Below are 17,263 nucleotides of genomic sequence, written 5' to 3'. Positions count from 1 at the left end.
CGGGCAGTGCCCCTTTTTCGCGGCCCAGAGACGGGTGGTCGGAGCTGTCACAGTGGGTCGTGGTCGCCTCTCCGACCGCATTGTGTCCGTGTGTGGAGTCTGTAACCCGCCGGTCAGTCCGCAGAAGGCTGACGGGACATCAGCCAGTCCCGGAGTTCACCGTGGCGGAACTCGTAGGCGGAGCCGGTGATGCGCAATAGGCCTGATTCGTAGGCCCAGTTGAGGAACGCACCAGTGCGCCAAGGCAAACGGCCATGGCGCCGGAGGCGAAAGGTCAAGAACCACACGAACCAGCGGGCAGGCTCCAGGAGGAGGGCGTAGCACAGCAGGATCAAGACGTTCGTGGTGATGCCGGCCCAGCCGGGAAGGTTGAACGCCGCGTGGCCCGTGTAGAGGACGATCAGTGCGCCTGCGGCCACCGCAGCTGTCAGCAGATTGTGGCGCAGCGGCGTGAGAGGCTCCCCGGGCTCCGCGGCATCGGAGTGATGGGCTGTGAGGAGTGGCCGTTTGTCGGTCACGACGACCCAGCCACTCACCATTGTGCTGCCGAGCCGAGAAAGGAGCAGCAGTGCGGGAACAGCCACCCACAGGATGACGATGGCCAAGACCACCTGTTCCGGCCAGAACGGCGCGGTCTCGTCGGTGGTTAATCGGGCTGTGACGGCCGGCCGGGTCTGAAGGGTGATGAAGAAGCTGCCCACTGCAGCAACGTTCCAGTTCACCAACCACAGCAAGGAACGCAGCGCGGCCCTGAATTCGGCAACAGCGTCCGAGTGGCGGCGTACGCGTTCGAAGCGCAGAGTACGGGGACCGTGGGGGTCAAGAGCGGAGAAGATCCCCAGTTGCGCGCTCGCGCCGAGGCAAATGAGGAGGTTCCACAGTGGGGAGCTGGTCAACCAGGGGACCTCCGCTTGTGTGTTGGCGTAGGCACTGGGTGCCAGCGCCAGTGCTCCCAGGAGGGTTCCCACCGCTGCGGCGATCACCTGGGCTGCCCTCCCCCAGGGACTCTGACTCTGCTATCGCTTCGCGGTTGCGCTCGAAGTTTGCCCCGCCGCTCCCTCGGTTTCGCGCGAGCCCTGTCAGCAGGAGGGGCGGTAGTCGAACTGGGGGAAGAGGGTCTTCCACTGGTCCGGCTCGACGCCCAGCGGGTGGGTCGCGCAGAGGCGGTCGTAGACCTTCCGCGGATCGCGGTCGAGGAGGTAGGTGTACTCCGGGCCGCGGTCGCTCAACCGGGCGTCCGCCACCACCGTCATGAACGGCGTTCGCCCGGGCAGCAGGTCCACGCTCCGCACGCCCTGAAGGGTGGCGAAGGCGGGCATGCGCCACCTGCCGTCCGCGGCGACGTCCCAGACACGGTACGGCTCGGCGGTGAGCACGCGGCCGCCGTCGAGGTCGGGCGTGATGGCGGTGACCTCCCGGTCGAGGCGCTGGGCGTGCCGGAGCACCGGGTGGCGCGGGTCGCGGATGTCGTAGAACCGTACGGTGCCGTCCTGGAGGGTCGTCGCGAGCAGACCGCCGCCGACCGGGGTGTAGCCGCCCGAGGCGGCCGGGAGCGTCCCCACGGACTTTGGGTGCCGAATGTGCCGCAGGTCGTACAGCCTGGCGGTCTGGGCGTCGCCGTCGGTGAGCAGGAGCCGTAGGGAGTGGACGTAGGTCGCCCGGGCGATAGCCGCGCCCTTCAGCGGCTCGGGCACACGGAACGGGTGCGCGGGGTCGCTCAGGTCCCACAGGCGTAGGTCGGGGCCCCGGCCGCGGCCCTCGGCCTCCACGGTCGCAAGCGCTCTCGGGCCCATGAAGACCATGCTCTCGGGCTCGGCCGAGGACGTCACCGGGATCACCGCGCGCCGCACCGGCCGGATCGGGTCGCTCAGGTCCCAGATTGCGGCCTTCGGTTCCGATGAGCTCCCGACGACCAGCAGCCGGCCGTCCTCGGAGATGGCGGTGCGCACGTTCGGCGAGCGCACCGGGATCTCGGCGCCCGCCACCGGCGGCCCGTCGCCGCCGAGGTCCCAGATCCGGAAGGCGTGCTCGTCGGTGCCCTCGGTCCAGCGGTGCGCGAGCAGCACCGGCCGGTCGCGGCCGGGCAGGAAGTACTGCGCCTCCCACGGTCTGGGCACGGTGAACCGCAGCTTCGGCGACCGCCCGCGCACGGTGTCCGCCCCGCTCATGTCCCAGACGCGCGGCACGCTCTGCAGGGAGCCGACGACCGTCTCGCGGGTGAGGACGAACCGGCCGTCCCGCGTGTACGGATAGGCCCCCGGGTCTCCGTCGGCGAGGGTCCCCCGGAGGGCGAGTCCGGGCGTGTGCTCGGGCCAGAGGCGTACGTTGCCGCCGACGTCGCCCACCGCGAGGTAGGCCCCGTCGGGGCTCCAGGCCACCGCCTGCGCGGGCTCGCCGCTCGGCACCGAGCCGCGCTCGTTCACCGAGGACAGCAGCTCCGGTCCGTCGCGTTCGGCGACCCTCCGGATGGCGGCCCGGCCCGGCCGGGCGCCATACGCGGCGGCGAGGGCGGAGCCGTCGGGGCTGAAGCCGAGCGAGGGCAGGTTGCTGCCGTAACCCCATCTGTTCTCGAACGAGTCCGTGGGTTTGATCCGGGCGAGCCGCCGTCCGCCGTCCCGGACTGTCCACCAGGCCATCGCGCTCTCGCCGCCGGTCGCCACGAGCGTGTCCCGCTTCGGGTGGAAGGCCACCGCCATCACCGAGTCGGCCGTGGCGGTGGTGAGGAGGGCGGGACGGGCAGGATTGCGGACGTCCCACAGCCGCACCTCGGCCGGGCGCTCCTTGCCGGAGGCGTCCTCGCTCACGCCGTTGCCGGTGGCGAGGAAACGCCCGTCACGGTTGAATGTGACGGCCATCAGGTGGGCCCGGGCGACTTTCCTGTCGTACAGCGGGCGCGGAGCGGACGGCACGGAGACGTCCCACAGCCGCAGCCGCCCGTTCTCCCCGCCCGCAGCCAGGGTCCGCCCGTCCGGGCTGAAGGTAAGGCTGTACGACTGTTCCTTGGCGAGCTTCAGGGCCCCGAGCCGCTTCGGGTGTGCGGGATCAGCCGCGTCCCACAGCGTCAGCGCGTTCGTGCTCAGCGCGGCGAGCAGCGGGGAGCGCGGGGAGAAGGCGAGGGGCGCGGTGCCGTGCAGTTGCTCCAGGGCGGCGCCGCGCACCGGTGCGGTCGGGCGGCTCAGGTCCCAGAGGCGGACGACGCCGGTGCGCTGGCTGGTGGCGAGGACGCGGCCGCCGGGCCCGTACGTCAGAGCGACCACCGGCTGCCGGACGTCACCGCGCAGGTCGACCTGCGGCCGGGAGAGGTAGGCGGCGTAGAGGCTGGAGCGGGTGGTGCTGGTGTCGGCGGTCCTGTACGCGGCGAGGCTCAGGCGCAGCGCGGTCTGCGGGTCGCGATCGCGCATGGTGTCGGCCTGAGCGGCCAGCTGCTCGGCGACGGCGACGCTCTCGCGAGCCTCGGCGTCGCGCTGGGCGCGGTCGGCCCGCACCGCGAGGAAGGAGGCGAGGACGGCGAGCGCGGCCACGACCGCCCCGACGCCGGTGCGGATCCGACGGGTGCGGCGCTCGGCCCGGTCGCTGGCGGCGAGGAAGTCCCGCTCCACGGGCCGGAGTCGGGGGCCCTCGCCCCTGAGTTCCTGGCGCGCCGCCGCCAGCTGGTCGCCGCGGTACAGGGCGCTCTTCTCGCGGTCCGCCTCCGCCCAGCTGTCGGCCGCGTCGCCCACCCGGCGCAGGACGAGCAGCCGCACCCGGTCGTCGCGGATCCAGTCGCGCAGCCGGGGCCAGCCGTGGAGCAGCGAGTCGTGGCACAACTGGGCCTCGCCCCGGTCGAGGACGACCAGGCGGGTGTCGGCGAGCCGGTCGAGCAGCTCGCGGTCCTCCCGCTCGGCCTCGCCCTCCGCCTCCGGGACTGGGAGGCGGCGGCGGGCGGCCCGGCCCTCGGTGTCGACCAACGTCACCATGCGCAGGAGGAGTTCGCGTAGCCGCTCGCGGCCCGCCGGGTCCAGCGCGTCGTGCAGCTCGTCGGCGACCCGGGCGACCGAGCCGCGGATGCCGCCGGCCGCCTCGTACCCGGCGAAGGTGAGCTGGGTGCCGCGGCGCCGGGCCCAGGTCTGCTGGAGGGCGTGGGCGAGGAACGGCAGCGCGACGGAGTCGGCTTCGCCGGCGGGCGCCTCCCGGCGCAGCTCGTGCAGCAGATGGCCGGCGAGCCCGTCCTCCAGGCGCAGGCCGGCGTGCGCGGCGGGCCGTTCGATCGCGGCGAGCAACTCCTCGTCGGACATGGCGGGGACGGTGAACTGTCCGGCCCGCAGCATGCGGGCGAGCCGCGCGTCGCGCATGCAGGGCTCGTAGAAGTCGGCCCGCAGACCGAGAACGATCCGCGGACCGGTCGCCGCTCCCGCGCCGGAGACGGCCCGGACGAACAGCTCCCGCTCCTCCGGGTCCGCGCAGTCGGTGAAGAGTTCCTCCAGCTGGTCGATCACTAGGACCTTGGGCCCGTCGGTCCCGAACCGCCCGGCGCCTAGCTCCCGTTCGACCTCTTCGAAGGGTCGGTCCACCGCCCGCGCCCAGCGCTCGACCAGGGTGCGGAAGGGCCGCGCGCCCGGCCCGTCGACCAGCAGCACCCGTCCCGTGCCCCGCTCCTCGAGGCCGGCGACGAGCCCGGCCCGCAGCAGCGAGGACTTCCCGGCCCCGGAGGCGCCGACGAGCACCACCGGCCCGTCGCCGTGCGTCACCCGGTCGAGCAGCCCGTGGGCCAGCTCCTCGCGCCCGAAGAAGAGATGGCGCTGCTCGGGCAGGAACGGGCGCATGCCGGGGTACGGGCAGGGGCCGCCGCCCGCGGGCACGTCGGCTTCCTCCGGGGGTGCCGGAGAGCCCGCGTTTCGCGCCACGACGAGATCCGCGGCCCGGCCCACGCCGTCCGCGTACGGGCGGGCGGGGCCGCCCTGGAAGCGCCGGTCGAGGATCCGGTAGACGTCGAGCAGGGTGAGCCAGCGCGGCCCGCTCGGATCGCCGTCCGCCAGGAGCCGCACCAGCTCGCCGCCGAAGAGGGTGTACGGCTGGTCCACGGGCGCGAAGGAGGCGGCGTAGCCGGTCGCCGAGGCGAGCAGGAAGCTGCCGGGCGGGCGGGCGGTCGCGTACGGGTCGCGGTGGGCGTCGCTTGGGGCGGCCGCGGCCCGGCCGGAGAAGCAGCAGTCGAGGACGACGACCGCGCGGGCGGGCGCGTCGCCGAGCAGATTGCGCACCTCGGCGTACGGCACGGCGGTGACCGTGTCGTCGGGCCGCACCGTGGCCGCGGTGGCCAGATAGAGCTGACCGCCCGGGCCGAGCAGGCCGTGCCCGGTGAAGCAGAACAGCACCACGCCGCCCGCCGCCGCCTCGACGGCGTCGCGGAGCGCGGCGAGCACCTCCGTCGGGCCGGCCGGGTCGATGAGCTCGGTGACCCGGCCCGCCGCCATCCCGCACCGCTCGCGCAGCACCCGGGCCAGCTCCCGCGCGGTGTGCGCGGCGCTCGGGAGGTCGGCGAGCCGCACGCCGCCGCCCGGGCCGCCGCGCTCGCCCGCGCCCTGCCGTCCGGTGCCGACGACGACGGCGCGGCAGGCAGGTCCGGCGAGATCCCCCCATCTCTCCGTCACGGCTCAGGGGTTCTCGGGATCCGAGGTCTGCCGCGCCGGCTCCTCCAGGGCCCGCGCCACCTCCAGCGCCAGCTCTCCGCTGCTCTCCGGCGTGAGACCGCGCACGCCTTGGGAGGTGACGACGACCTGAGTGCCGTCAGGCTTGGTGATCGTCACGGTCTGGCTGCCGCGCCGGGTCTGCAGCCAGGCCACCACGCCGGCCGCCAGCGTCACGGTCAGGCCGCCGGGCTGGAGCAGCAGCTCGATGACCGCGCCAAGCCCGCCCATCGATCCGGGCGCCGGCGACGCGGGGACGAGCGGGACGACGGCCGGCCGCAGCTCCGGGTCGCCGCGCAGCCACTGCCGCAGCTCGTAGGAGTCTTCGGCGGTACCGCTGACCTCCAGGGCGATTTCCACGTGCGCTGACCTCCGTAGCGCTCCGTCGCGGCGGAGCCGTACGAGGCTACGCCCGTAACTCCCTTACCTCCAGGTCGGTTTCGGTCGCCAGGTGGTTGGAGTCCGGCACCGAGGAGCGCGGAAAGGAATCGCAGACGGGTGAGTCCGCACCGGGCAGGGAAGCCGGTGGCGCGGGTGGGACGGACGTCATCGACCGGGCGGGTGATCCCGGTGCGGTGGCCTTTGGCCAGCATGGGCGGCCAGCCGGGCGCGCCACTCCTGCAGGAGCTTCATGGGCAGGTCGTCGAAGTTCTCCTTGGCGCCGTACACGGCGTCCCGCTCGACGGCGATCTCCTCGTCGAGGAGCTACCTGCCCGCCAGCGAACGCACCGAAATAGGCGGCGACTTCTACGAGGCCGTCACCACCCCCGCCGGACTCGTGGTGGCCGTCGGCGACGTCGCCGGCCCCTCACTCGACGCGGCCATGGTGATGGGGCAGGTCCGCCACGCACTGCGCGGCTACGCTACCGAAGGACACCCCCACCGCGGGCCATCCTGTCCCACCGCGACCACCTGCTGACCTCGGTGAGACCGGGCGCCAGCGTCACCCTCTGCGTCATCCTCATCGAAGCCGACTCCGACATCCTGCACATCGCGAACGCCGGACACCTGCCACCCCCGATCCGCAACCCCGACGGCACCACCCGGTACATCCGCGAACACGGCCCCCCTCCTCGGCCTCGGCCTGACCCACCCGCCCGCCCACCGGGTCACAGTCGAACCCGGATCACTGCTCGTCCTCGTCACGGACGGACTGGTCGAACGCCGCCACGAAGACCTCGAACACTCCCTGCACGCCCTCGCCGAACTGGTCGGCGACATCGGCACCAACCCCGAAGAGGCCTGCACCGAACTCTTCGCCAACTTCCTCCCCAACGGCAGCGACGACGCGGCCCTGGTGGCAGTCCGCGTGAACGCACCCAACCCACGCTGACCCGGCCACCCACCGAAACCCCGGACCGATCCCCGCGTCTTCGCCTGGCCCGGGCGGCTGAGAACGACCGGCCGGCACACCCTCGCGCCGGCCGGACGAGAGGCAGCGACGCTGGTCAACCGCTCTGCGTGTCACACGAGGCCGACACGGCAGCCCTCCACACAAGGAGGCGATGGCACTCGAAAGGACACGACAGAGTCCGGCCCGCCACTGCACCCGCCGCACCGGCCTGACCCCGGACGGCAGCCGAACATGACCGGACAGCACACGCGTGACGAGAGCAGTCGGCACGAGCCTCGGCAGGCGCCGTACGGTGAGGCCCGCTGGCCGATGGCCGCAGCCGTCATCGCCGCCGCGGTACTGACCCTGCTGCTGCCCGACGACCTGCGCCTGGGGCCCCGCTGGGCGCTCCCCCTCGTCGAAGGGCTGCTCCTGGTGGCGCTGATCGCCGGCGCCCGGTGAATTCTCGCTCCCAGCGTTCCCGTTCGGCTTGGCACGGGTCCAGTGGCGGTCCATTCCGAGATCCCGGGGATCTGTTCGTTCCCATACTGGCTGCGCCCCGAGGAAGGCATCTCCTACACGGCGGCTCTGCAACGCCTCCGGGCCGACCACGGGGAGCGGACCGCCAAGCCGGTCCCTCGTTGCGAACCGGGCCGCTGGCACGCTCACGGACCGCTTCGCGATGGCATGCGTTGGCTGCCGCCGCTGGTCACGGCGCAGACGTGCATACACGTGATTCCTGGAGGACCATCAGGCGGTGGAACACACCAGGGCCGTGCAGGACCACGCCCGCGACGCCTGCGTTCCAGACGGTCATATGCTGTTGCCGACCGAGGATGCGTGAGGCCGCCGCCCCGCCCGCCGCACAGCCCCGCACTCCGGTACTCCCGCGGTGCGGGGCCGTCCGCGTCCGGCCGTCTACATCGAGTGGCCGGTGCTGGATGTGGCCGCTTCTGCGGCCCATGCGCGTTGTTCTTCGGCGAGGCGTGCTTCGTCTCCGGCGGTGTCGGTGCCGGCGGCGCGGTTGCCGTAGCCGCGGTGGACGACGAGGAGCTGGTTTTTGTCCCCGTACTTGTCGCGGTAGGCGATCACCGCGGGGCCGGCTCCGCTGGAGTGGGCGGGGAACTGCTTGTCGGTGCTCCAGCCGCCGTTGGTGGTGTAGGTGGCCCACCAGAGTTTCTGGTCGTTGCCGCCGTGGCCGCGATGGATGCAGTACAGCTTGCTGTCGAACACTGCCAGGCCCGGCCCTTCCAAACTGTGATGGGCGTCCAGTTGGCGCTCGGTACCCCATCCGGCGCTGGTGCTGTAGCTGATGTGCTGCAGGGCTGTGGTGTTGTTGCCGCGGTACACGCAGTGGAGCCTGCCGTCGTAGACCGCCAGGGCCGGGTTCGCCGAGGTACCGACGTTCAGCTTGACGTCGCGGGTCCATCCCGTGGATGAGGTCCAGGTGGTGTGCCACAGGTGCGCCGAATCGCTGCCCCGGTGGACGCAGTGAAGCTTGCCGTTGAACACCGCCAGGGCTGGGCCCACGGAGCTGGAGTGGGCGCCGAGACGGGTGTCTGTGCTCCACCTTCCGGTGGCCGGGTCAAAGGTGGTGTGCCACAGGTCCTTGTCGTTGCCGCTGCCCCGGTGCACGCAGTGGAGCCGCCCCTCGAAGGAGGCCAGTGCCGGTCCGCCTTCGCTCGAATGCGCCCCGAACAAAGTGTCCTCGCTCCATCCCTTGTCCGGGTCGTAGACCGTCCACCAGAGCCTGGAGTCGGACGGGGAGCCGCGGTGGGCGCAGTACAGCCTGCCCTGGTGCTCGGCCAGCGCCGGATTCGAGGCGCTGTGGTGGGCGGTGAACTTCTCGTCCTTGCTCCATTCCTCCCGGGTCTCGAAGACCGTCCACCACAGGTTGGTGTCCTCGTTGGGCTTCAGGCTGATCGGAATGAGCATGCCCGGAGCGATCCAGGGAGAGACCAGCTTGCAGCCGTAAGTGCTGCCAACCTCCTTGATCCACAACGCCTTGATCTTGCAGTACGCCTCAACGATCTTGTTCATCGGCGACGGCAGCGCCTCTCCCGCCACGTCACCGATCAGTTCCGCGATGTCGCCCGCCAACGCGGCCGCCTCAGCGTTGAGGTGGATCTCAAAGCCCCACCAGAACGTCTTGACCGAGACGTCGTAGCCCCGCGCGTCGAGCTCCTTGCGGGCCGCCTCCGCCTTGGCGACTTCCTCCTGTGACGGGAGTGTCGCCCGGCTGCCGTCCTCAAGAACGCCGCTCTCTCGCGTCACTTGTTCTTCTGTCGCCACCCTGCGCTCCTGCCTGCTGTCGCAGCAGAGTCACAGCCCGAACCTGCCCCGGCCCGTCGCGGACGGTCCAAGCCCTGCCCACTGCTCGCCAAAATTGGGTTGTGCAGCTCGTCCATCAGCCGGTGCTGTTGGTGCCTGCGCTAGTCCCTCCTTCATCGCCTCGAACCCCTTGGACCGTTGTGGCGGTGGCTGTGTACCTGACCGTCTCGCCCAGCAGGGCCTGGTGGGGGCGCGTGGCCGTGGACGGGCGGACGCCCCCACCGTGTCACGGGCCCATCGGCGCGAGGTGTGACGGCGAGATCATTTCGGGAGCCGCTCCATGATCCACTCGCACAGTTCGGCGGTGATCTCCGTGTGGGCGGTGGTGGTGGAGGAGCACAGGAACTCGTCCAGTTCGCTTTCCTCCGGGTCGAGCCCGCTGATCTTGACGTAGAGGTCGTCCTGGTTGCCGATGTCGCGGATGGCGACGGCGCTGACCGAGGGGACGAAGCAGACGGTGGGGTGCCGCAGGTCGGTCGTGCCGCCCTTTTCCTTCAGGGCCTTGGCGATGATTCCGTAGGAGTCGAGGGTGCCGCCGGGGGCGCCGTCGAACTCGGGGAAGTCGTCGGTCTTGACGGTCTTCGAGGCCGCCGGCAGCAGCCGCTTCAGTTCGGCGACCGTGACGCCGTTCCCGGTGGCCTGGGTGTAGAAGGTGGTACCGGGGAAGACGGTGGCGCCGGTTGACTTCAGGGCCATCTGGCCGGGCGGGACATTGACGCCGGTGCCGTCGCCGGTGCCGTTGGCGACTGCGATCTTGCGAGGACCCTGAGGCCAGCCGCCGATGTCTTCCAGTTTCTGCAGGAAGTCGGTGCGCATCGGGTCCTGCTGGTTGGTGCCGTCCGCGCTGTTGTAGTGCCGGTACAGCATCTGCCGCGAGGCCGGGCTGTTGATCTGCTTGGCGAAGTCGTTCTGCCCCTGACCCGGCAGGGTGGGGATGAAGTGGGCGAACGCCTGGATCCCGATGGGGATCACACCGCCGCGGTGCGGGGTGTCGTAGGAGAAGTACAACGCGGTCTCGTGGGCCACGTGCTCGGACTCGAGCTCGGCCAAGGCGTAGCGGGTGATGAGGCCGCCCATGCTGAAGCCGCCGACGGCCAGCTGGCTGCTGTCCACCCGCTCATCGACGGCGCGCCGGATGGCTGCTTTCGCGGCCTCGGCGTTGGTGAGGATGGAGGCGGTGCGCTCCTGGAAACCGACCAGGATGACGGTTCTGCCCTGCTTGCGCAGCTTGGTGATCAGGGGATAGTCCCGGTTGAGGCCCGCGTAGAGCGCGGTCAGGTCGCTCTTGCCCAGGTTGAACCCGTCGGCCATGATGACCGGCTGGCTGACGCCGCGTGAACCCTCGCCGTAGTAGACCCACGCGAAACCGTGCGGCAGGTCCCACTTCTGGTCCGGATCCGGCACCGGATACGGCAGGGGAGATACGGACGTGATCGGGTCCCCGAGCGTCAGCCGGCCGATCTCCTGCTCGATGTTCTGCTCTGCAGCCAAAGCCATTCCCCTGTTCTTCACGCGCATGCAGCGCCCCCGGCGAAGCGAGGGCGCTGCATGCGGACTGGTGAGGAGATGTATGCCTCATCACCATCCTTCCTCCCGTTTGACGGCAAATAGGAGACTGGCGGCATCTATCACCTATAGGACTGGTACAAGCCTGAGGAGGGTTTATTTCGCTCCGCCCCCAACCAGGTTGCGCCGACGGGGTTCCGACAGCAGGCGATCTTGCCGTTTGCCAGGTGAGTTCGATCGCCTGGTTTCGTCCACTTTGTGCGACAAGGTCGAAGATTCCCAGAATCGTCCCCGCCATACGGAATGATCAGCTCATTGGGCGTCCTGCACGTCCAGTCCGAGTACGTGATTCGAGGGAGTGGATATGGCGGAGCGGCAGTCCGGCACCGTGAAGTGGTTCAACGACGAGAAGGGGTTCGGCTTCATCACGCCTGAGACCGGGCCGGACCTCTTCGTGCACTTCAGAGCGATCAAGGGGAACGGTTTCAAGAGTCTCAAGGAAGGCCAGAAGGTGTCCTTCATCGTGGTGCAGGGCGAGAAGGGTATGCAGGCGGACGAGGTGGTGCCGGAGGCCTGAGCCCCCGGATCAGGGAAGCGTCTGTCGCCGATCCGGGTACCGGCTGGGTGTGGTCGATCCCCGGCCCCGGAGACAGGCCCCGGCCAAGCCCGTGCCTCCTTCTTCTCGCCGTCACCCCTTCCCAGGAGTCGTCACGCCCGCGTCCACGGGTTCGGCATCATTGCCGGTGCCGGCCCGGGTGGGCGAGCAACCAGTTGCGGGTGCAGCCCGCGCGGTGTCGTGGAGCGTGTCTGCCTACGCGCGATCCCTCCGCTGTGGGCGGTGTCGTGCATCGGGGCGGCCCGCAGGGGGAGGGGCCGGCGTCGGATCAGTGGTCTTCGGCCATCGGGTCATCACGATCGGGGTCGCTCGTGCCCAGCCGCACGCAGCATTCTCCTGTCTCGGGAGCCAGGACAGCCTGCACCCCGCTGACCTCGAGGCCGCCCAGGTAGCCGGCGAGGAAAGCCTGGTTCATGCCACACACGAGGTCGGGCGCTTTGGCGGCCAGCGGATGGAAGGGACAGTTACGCAGCCGGAGCCGGGTGGGGGTTTCCCGGACGGGTTCGTAGCCGTATTCGTCCAGCAGGTGCTCGCAGGCGGTCAGCCCGCGCTCGGGGCCCAGGCGGCCCGGGCGGGTCTCAGCCCGCGCGGTCTGGCCCATCCGCCGGCCGCGTTGTTCTGCGGTACGCATGGCTGCCTGCGCAGCGCTTTCGTCTGCGCCCTCGGTCAGGACGGCTTCCAGGAGAAGGTCGGCCAGGAGTTCGTGTCGCCGGTCGGGGATGTTCACGGTGATCTGGGCGTCGGTGGGCTCGTACACCTTGGGCTGCCTGCCGACCTTGCGGATTCCACCCGGGGTTCCGTAACGCGCGCGGAGCAGGCCGGCATCGACGAGCTTGTCGAGGTGGAACGCGGCCAGCTTGCGGGATATGCCGACACTCGCGGCGGCCTCGTCGCGGGTGACAGCGCGGCCGGCACGCCGGATGAAGAGGAACATGCGCCGCCGCGAGTCCTCGCTCAGGACGCTGACGGAGTCGATGGCGCGGTCGGCCGTGTCGGCGCGCGGGGTCGGATCAGAAGCCACACCACCACGGTAACTCCCATCAGCGCGGGCACAAGCATTCTTTCAGTCCGATCACCTGGGCATCTTGACGCCACCCTTGAATAGAACCAAGATTTATTGGTGAAACTATGGGAGGTTGCGATGGCTGATCAGTCACAGATGCAGCAGGCGAAGCGTCCGGTCACCGCCTCGCTCGCCGGCCCGTACGGCCACCCGTTCCACCCGATCCTGGTGACCGTGCCGATCGGTGCCTGGGTGACCAGCCTGGTGTTCGACATCGCCTCTCATGTCGTGCACCGTTCGGGTTTCCTGACCCAGTCCTCCGAGTGGCTGATCGCGGTCGGCGTGGTCGGTGCCCTGCTGGCGGCCACGGTGGGATTCCTCGACCTGTTCGCGATCCCCACCGGCACCCCGGCCTTCCGCACCGCTCTGGTCCACATGGCGCTGAACCTGCTGGTGACCGTCGCCTATGCCGTCAACTTCCTGTGGCGCTACAGCACCTACACCGACGGCGGCAGTGTCGGCATCGGTGTACTGGTGCTGTCGGCGATCAGCGTGGCCGCCCTGGGCGTCTCCGGGTTCCTGGGGGGCAAGCTCGCCTACCGCTACGGCGTACGGGTCGCCGACGAGAACACCCAGGCAGAGGGGTACACGCCTGGCCGCAGCCGAACAGGCGGCCGCTCCGCTGTGTGACCCGGCCCGCTCACCCGCGGCAGCCGGCGCCTCTGGCTGCCTTCGACATCGCATCGCATCACTTGGGGAGTTCCTCATGGACATCGCCGCACTGATCACTTGGATGGTCACCGCCCTCGGCGGCTTCTACATGCTCGGCACCTGGATCCAACGCGGTGGAATCCGCCAGCAGCAGTCCGGCACAAGCCGACTGCCCGCACCGGTGGTCTTCGGGCACTTCGCCCTCGCCGCGCTCGGACTGGTGGTCTGGATCATCTACGTCGTCGCCGACAAGACCGCTCTGGCCTGGACCGCGTTCGGCCTGCTGCTGCCCGTCGCCCTCCTGGGGTTCGTGATGCTGGCCCGCTGGATCCCCGTCTACCGCAGCCGCACTGCGGTCATTGCGGCTCCGGCCGCCAGCGGACCGGGAGCCGAAGCGGCCGTTCCTGCCGAACGGCACTTCCCGCTTGTCGTAGTGGTGGCGCACGGCCTGCTCGCAGTCGTCACCCTGGTCCTGGTCCTGCTCACCGCCCTGGGCATCGGCGGCAGCTGACATGACCGAGCGCACGCCCCCCACCACCGCCCGAATAGACGCCACTGCGGAGGCGACGGCACCCGCACGACCTGCCCTGCGGGTCGTGCATGAGCCTGGCGGCGTCGACCTGGCCGCCGCCGAAGCGGCGGCCGACCCAGTTCCTCACCGCGCTCGGCATCTACACGACATCGGAGAGCCTGCGCGGCACACCGGGCCGGATGGCCCGCGCGTATGCCGAACTGCTCAGCCCCCGCACCTTCGACCTGGCCACCTTCCCCAACGACGAGGGTTATGCCGAACTCGTCCTGGCCCGTCGGATACCGGTCCGGTCAGTATGTGAGCACCATCTGCTGCCGTTCGTCGGCACGGCGCACGTCGGCTACCTGCCCGGCGCTCGCGTCCTCGGGCTGTCCAAGCTGGCTCGCGTCGTCGAGCACTTCGCCTGCCGCCCGCAGGCGGAAGATCAGCAACGCATGGAAAACTGGTTCAACCCAGCCTGCTCCAAGTGCAGCTCAGCGCTGCCCCTGATCGACGCCGAAGGCGCCGAAGGCGCCCAGTACACAGTGCGGCACTCCCTGGAACAGCCACCCACCCCACAGGAACTCGAGCAGGTCCCGGACCGGCTTGGACTGGAGCCTTGGGACATCATCCGGCTCACAGAACCCGCCGCAGCCGAGATGGGCATGGAAACCTGGACGCGGAACGCCGCGAACCGCGACCGCTGGACTGATTGTTCCTGGGGCGAAGGGCTCGCCTATAGTCGCGGCTGCACGTGATGGGGCGGTAAGGGTGGGTTCGTGGTTTTGAGCAAGGCGAGACGGCTGGCAGTACTGGGCGCGGTGGGAGTGGCACTGGGGCTGACTTCTTGCGGGAGCGGGGCAGGGGACGCGGGTAAGGACAGGCAGGGAACCAACGGCGCACTGCTGTCGCAATCGCTTCGACTGTTCGGGGATGCGTCATCGGTGCGTGTGACGGCCAGGGCTGCGGTGGCCATGGGAAGCAGTGTCGAGATCAGTGTCGACCGTGAGGCGAACTGCCGCGTTGATGCGCAGAACGAAGCCTTCCACGTCGCTGTCCAGAGCGGTGGCCGTGCGTGGATGCGCTGGAGTGACGGCCTCCTGGAGCCGAACAGCACCCTTGGTGCAGAGGAGAAGGAGCTGTACGAGGGACTCCATGGCAAATGGCTGGAGCTGGACCGGGCCGGCAGGATCCGCAAGAGCATGGTCGACTTGTGCGCCCTGAATGCCCTGCACACAATCGCCGAGCAGCTGTCGGGACCAGGCCAACGTGCCCACCGTGAGCCCGTGGTCACGGAGAAGGGTGAGCGCCTCGTCCCTCTGCGCCAGGGCGAAGAGGGAAACTCACTGACCGTCTTCGTCAAGGCCGACGGCCAGCCGTATCCGCGCAAGCTTGTGGTGGACATGCCTACATTCGCGCCTGAACCGGTCGACTTCCAGATCGACGCCTACGGTGATCCAGTCTCGGTGAAGCCTCCGGAGACTGCGGAGACCGTGCGCTCGGCGCGCATCGAAGCCCTGGCGGAGCGGCACCTCGCGGCAGGTCTGCCCAGCTGATCAAACGAGGTCGCGCAACTATGCGGTCGGTGGGGTGCGGGTCGGGCCAGCACGACCCATGCGTGTCCGCTCAACTGGGAGCTGACCGACCAGTCGCTGGGCCACGGCCCCTCACAGGAACTCTCGAAGGACACTACCCGGGTGCGGCACTTGGAGCTTGATCAGACGATGAGGGTCAGGCCCTGGGAGCCGGTGTACTGGTGGGTGGCGTGCTCGGCGTAGATCTTGATGTACGCGGGAGCGGTGTTGGACCGCAGGAGGCTGGGCGGTAGTTCTGGGTGAGGGTGTCCGGATCAACGAACCCACCATGTGGCGGCCGAAAATCCTGGTGGACCCATGACCACCAACGGGCCTTCTTCGGAACCGTGTTCGCCTGCGCTCGGCCAGAGAATCCCGCATCCCTTCAGCCCTCGATCGGACGCGAGTACGGCGGCCGCCGTCCGCCGGTGAGTGTAAAGCGTTTGGCCGAAGGCCGACGGGTTCGGGAAGAACGGACCGCAGGCACTGCGTACCGGCTAACGATAATCATCAGGAACCCCCGTCGTGCGTCTATGCGTGGTCGCGTCGGCGCAGACCGTCGATCGCGGCTCTCGGAGCGGCCTAGACACCAGGCCTCCGACGCTCCGGCGCGGCTCCGCGACGGCACCGCCTCCCCGCCGCGTGACCTGCCCGGCATCCACGGGCACCGGTCATACCGATTCCGGCCACCGTCCTCATCCGCTCGGGGGATGCCGCCCGGATCCGCTCACGGGGGTGGCCCCCGGGCTCAGGGCGCGGCGACGTCGGTTGTGCACCGGGCCAGGGGCTGGGAAGGCAGTGGGCTCGGAGACGGGAGCAGAGCCCCGAGCACGCCTTCTCATGCGAGCGATTTCAGCAGGCGGCCGGCGGGACCCTCCCGTGCGAGGGCGGCCGACGGCGGTCATTGGAATCTGGCCGGCCCTCCGGGTGCGGTGGAGCCGGACTCGGGTACCCGGCCGGCGTAGCCCAGTGGGCGCTAGATCTCAACCTGGCAGAGGAGGCGTCATGACCCAGCATGTGCGGGACATCATGACCAGTCGGCTGGTGACCGTGGAGCCGCAGGCCTCGGTGACGGCGGTGGCGCAGAAGATGCGCGACGAGGACATCGGGATCGTGCTGGTCACCGAGGGCGACGATCTGAGGGGCCTGGTCAGCGACCGTGACCTCGTGGTGCGTGCCATCGCCGAGGGCGGCGACCCCGATGAGAAGACGGTGGCCTCCGCCTGCAGCGACGACCTTGTCACCATCACCCCGGACGAGAACCTCGACCACGCGGTCGAGCTCATGCGCGAGCATTCCGTCCGCCGCCTTCCGGTCGTCGAGGAGGGCCATGCCGTCGGCATCGTCTCCATCGGCGACCTGGCGATCGAACGCGATGCACGCTCGGCACTCGGTGACATCAGCGCCGCCAGGCCCAATCAATAGGACACCCGTCACAGCGCGAGGCGCGCAAGGCAGCTGCCTGCGGCACCATCGCTGCACGTGAAGTCAGAGCCCGGTCCAGCTACCGGGCCTGGCTGCGTGAGGGGAGGGGTGCCTGTCCGGCGAAACTGAGTCCCGTCCAGCGGTCACGGCACTTCCTCGCGTGGCGAACCCGGACAGCAACGTCGGGGCCGGCCGGGTGGCGCCCATAGCGCCGAGCGATGAGGCCGGCGGGTGGTCTGATTGAATGATCACTCGTGAGGCACTTGACGCCCACCGCCCTACATCTGACTGGCCGCACAGTGAGCACCGCCCCCCTGCGCCATACCCTGCTCGCTCTGCTCCAGGAGCGTGGGAGTCTTGCCGTCGTTAGCGATCGCTTGCACCGTGAAGTACGGTTCCCGCGCGGTAGAGCAACGCAGCGGCCCCGCATGATGCCGCTTCGCTGCGCCAAGCTCCACGCGAACGGCCGACGCGCCCTCGGCATCGGTGGCCTTCACGCCGGAGGTGGCCAGGCTCATGGCGGGTGCGATGGGCGTGCCCAGGACAATCGCCGGCAGTCAGCAGTCACTGCGCAAACCGGGCGACGGGAT

General features: G+C 70.0%; 14 protein-coding genes and 3 pseudogenes. 10 read left to right on the top strand and 7 right to left on the bottom strand.

Translation table 11 applies throughout. The annotated features are described in order from the left end of the window. Positions 1 to 113: 113 nt before the first annotated feature. The 3 genes from ACZ6B1_RS30480 to ACZ6B1_RS30470 form a co-directional block, all read right to left on the bottom strand. Positions 114 to 983 (bottom strand): hypothetical protein, encoded by an 870-nt coding sequence (locus tag ACZ6B1_RS30480; RefSeq protein ID WP_468783629.1) that lies wholly within the window; start codon positions 981 to 983, stop codon positions 114 to 116. Between the two features lie 96 nt (positions 984 to 1,079). Then, positions 1,080 to 5,627 (bottom strand): caspase, EACC1-associated type, encoded by a 4,548-nt coding sequence (locus ACZ6B1_RS30475; protein WP_468783627.1) that lies wholly within the window; start codon positions 5,625 to 5,627, stop codon positions 1,080 to 1,082. 3 nt (positions 5,628 to 5,630) lie between these two features. Then, on the bottom strand, positions 5,631 to 6,023 hold the full coding sequence (locus ACZ6B1_RS30470; RefSeq protein WP_468783626.1) for an effector-associated constant component EACC1: 393 nt from the start codon (positions 6,021 to 6,023) through the stop codon (positions 5,631 to 5,633). A 271-nt stretch (positions 6,024 to 6,294) separates the two neighbouring features. Here ACZ6B1_RS30470 and ACZ6B1_RS30465 point away from each other — a divergent pair, with 271 nt between their 5' ends. The 3 genes and pseudogenes from ACZ6B1_RS30465 (at position 6,295) to ACZ6B1_RS30455 (ending at position 7,458) form a co-directional block, all read left to right on the top strand. Continuing rightward, positions 6,295 to 6,582: a SpoIIE family protein phosphatase gene (locus tag ACZ6B1_RS30465; protein ID WP_468783624.1), complete on the top strand. Its 288-nt coding sequence runs from the start codon at positions 6,295 to 6,297 to the stop codon at positions 6,580 to 6,582. Between the two features lie 5 nt (positions 6,583 to 6,587). After that, a pseudogene (locus ACZ6B1_RS30460) lies at positions 6,588 to 6,996 on the top strand (PP2C family protein-serine/threonine phosphatase). A gap of 252 nt (positions 6,997 to 7,248) precedes the next feature. Next, positions 7,249 to 7,458, top strand: coding sequence for a hypothetical protein (locus ACZ6B1_RS30455; protein WP_468783622.1), 210 nt, complete (start codon positions 7,249 to 7,251; stop codon positions 7,456 to 7,458). 456 nt (positions 7,459 to 7,914) lie between these two features. Here ACZ6B1_RS30455 and ACZ6B1_RS30450 read toward each other — a convergent pair whose 3' ends face one another. Together ACZ6B1_RS30450 and ACZ6B1_RS30445 are read right to left on the bottom strand one after the other, a co-directional pair. Next, on the bottom strand, positions 7,915 to 9,270 hold the full coding sequence (locus ACZ6B1_RS30450; protein ID WP_468783620.1) for a DUF8189 domain-containing protein: 1,356 nt from the start codon (positions 9,268 to 9,270) through the stop codon (positions 7,915 to 7,917). A gap of 318 nt (positions 9,271 to 9,588) precedes the next feature. Beyond that, a complete protein-coding gene (locus tag ACZ6B1_RS30445) occupies positions 9,589 to 10,824 on the bottom strand; it encodes an esterase/lipase family protein (RefSeq protein ID WP_468783618.1) in 1,236 nt (411 codons plus the stop codon). A 373-nt stretch (positions 10,825 to 11,197) separates the two neighbouring features. Here ACZ6B1_RS30445 and ACZ6B1_RS30440 point away from each other — a divergent pair, with 373 nt between their 5' ends. Beyond that, the gene (locus tag ACZ6B1_RS30440) at positions 11,198 to 11,410 is read left to right on the top strand and encodes a cold-shock protein (RefSeq protein WP_468783616.1); all 213 of its coding nucleotides are present in this window, start codon (positions 11,198 to 11,200) and stop codon (positions 11,408 to 11,410) included. Positions 11,411 to 11,717: 307 nt separating this feature from the next. On the opposite strand, the gene ACZ6B1_RS30435 is transcribed toward ACZ6B1_RS30440, so the two are convergent. Continuing rightward, positions 11,718 to 12,470: a helix-turn-helix transcriptional regulator gene (locus ACZ6B1_RS30435; RefSeq protein ID WP_468783614.1), complete on the bottom strand. Its 753-nt coding sequence runs from the start codon at positions 12,468 to 12,470 to the stop codon at positions 11,718 to 11,720. Positions 12,471 to 12,590: 120 nt separating this feature from the next. On the opposite strand from ACZ6B1_RS30435, the gene ACZ6B1_RS30430 reads away from it, so the two are divergent. The 6 genes and pseudogenes from ACZ6B1_RS30430 to ACZ6B1_RS30405 all read left to right on the top strand — a co-directional run bounded on the left by ACZ6B1_RS30430 (position 12,591) and on the right by ACZ6B1_RS30405 (position 16,673). Beyond that, positions 12,591 to 13,142, top strand: a complete 552-nt coding sequence (locus tag ACZ6B1_RS30430) for a DUF2231 domain-containing protein (RefSeq protein WP_468783612.1) — start codon at positions 12,591 to 12,593, stop codon at positions 13,140 to 13,142. Positions 13,143 to 13,218: 76 nt separating this feature from the next. After that, positions 13,219 to 13,674 carry a hypothetical protein gene (locus tag ACZ6B1_RS30425; RefSeq protein WP_468783610.1) on the top strand — a complete coding sequence of 152 codons (456 nt, stop codon included), beginning with the start codon at positions 13,219 to 13,221 and terminating at the stop codon, positions 13,672 to 13,674. An 89-nt stretch (positions 13,675 to 13,763) separates the two neighbouring features. After that, positions 13,764 to 14,057: pseudogene (locus ACZ6B1_RS30420) on the top strand (GTP cyclohydrolase I); the annotation flags it as partial. 72 nt (positions 14,058 to 14,129) lie between these two features. After that, positions 14,130 to 14,381, top strand: a pseudogene (locus ACZ6B1_RS30415) (thioredoxin domain-containing protein); the annotation flags it as partial. Between the two features lie 72 nt (positions 14,382 to 14,453). Then, positions 14,454 to 15,230: a hypothetical protein gene (locus tag ACZ6B1_RS30410; RefSeq protein ID WP_468783609.1), complete on the top strand. Its 777-nt coding sequence runs from the start codon at positions 14,454 to 14,456 to the stop codon at positions 15,228 to 15,230. A gap of 1,023 nt (positions 15,231 to 16,253) precedes the next feature. Continuing rightward, complete coding sequence (locus tag ACZ6B1_RS30405) at positions 16,254 to 16,673, top strand: CBS domain-containing protein (RefSeq protein WP_468783607.1); 420 nt, start codon at positions 16,254 to 16,256, stop codon at positions 16,671 to 16,673. Positions 16,674 to 16,951: 278 nt separating this feature from the next. Here ACZ6B1_RS30405 and ACZ6B1_RS30400 read toward each other — a convergent pair whose 3' ends face one another. After that, positions 16,952 to 17,191, bottom strand: a complete 240-nt coding sequence (locus ACZ6B1_RS30400; protein WP_468783605.1) for a hypothetical protein — start codon at positions 17,189 to 17,191, stop codon at positions 16,952 to 16,954. Between the last annotated feature and the right edge of the window lie 72 nt (positions 17,192 to 17,263).

This window comes from Streptomyces sp. NPDC041129, from assembly GCF_055592265.1.
This window is presented reverse-complemented; position numbering and strand designations above follow the sequence as displayed.

Bases quoted from the DNA above. Each gene is read 5' to 3' on its own strand.
- ACZ6B1_RS30405 (WP_468783607.1), top strand. From the start codon at position 16,254: ATGACCCAGCATGTGCGGGACATCATGACCAGTCGGCTGGTGACCGTG.
- ACZ6B1_RS30400 (WP_468783605.1), bottom strand. From the start codon at position 17,191: ATGAGCCTGGCCACCTCCGGCGTGAAGGCCACCGATGCCGAGGGCGCG.
- ACZ6B1_RS30430 (WP_468783612.1), top strand. From the start codon at position 12,591: ATGGCTGATCAGTCACAGATGCAGCAGGCGAAGCGTCCGGTCACCGCC.
- ACZ6B1_RS30455 (WP_468783622.1), top strand. From the start codon at position 7,249: ATGACCGGACAGCACACGCGTGACGAGAGCAGTCGGCACGAGCCTCGG.
- ACZ6B1_RS30425 (WP_468783610.1), top strand. From the start codon at position 13,219: ATGGACATCGCCGCACTGATCACTTGGATGGTCACCGCCCTCGGCGGC.
- ACZ6B1_RS30465 (WP_468783624.1), top strand. From the start codon at position 6,295: ATGGGCAGGTCGTCGAAGTTCTCCTTGGCGCCGTACACGGCGTCCCGC.
- ACZ6B1_RS30445 (WP_468783618.1), bottom strand. From the start codon at position 10,824: ATGGCTTTGGCTGCAGAGCAGAACATCGAGCAGGAGATCGGCCGGCTG.
- ACZ6B1_RS30440 (WP_468783616.1), top strand. From the start codon at position 11,198: ATGGCGGAGCGGCAGTCCGGCACCGTGAAGTGGTTCAACGACGAGAAG.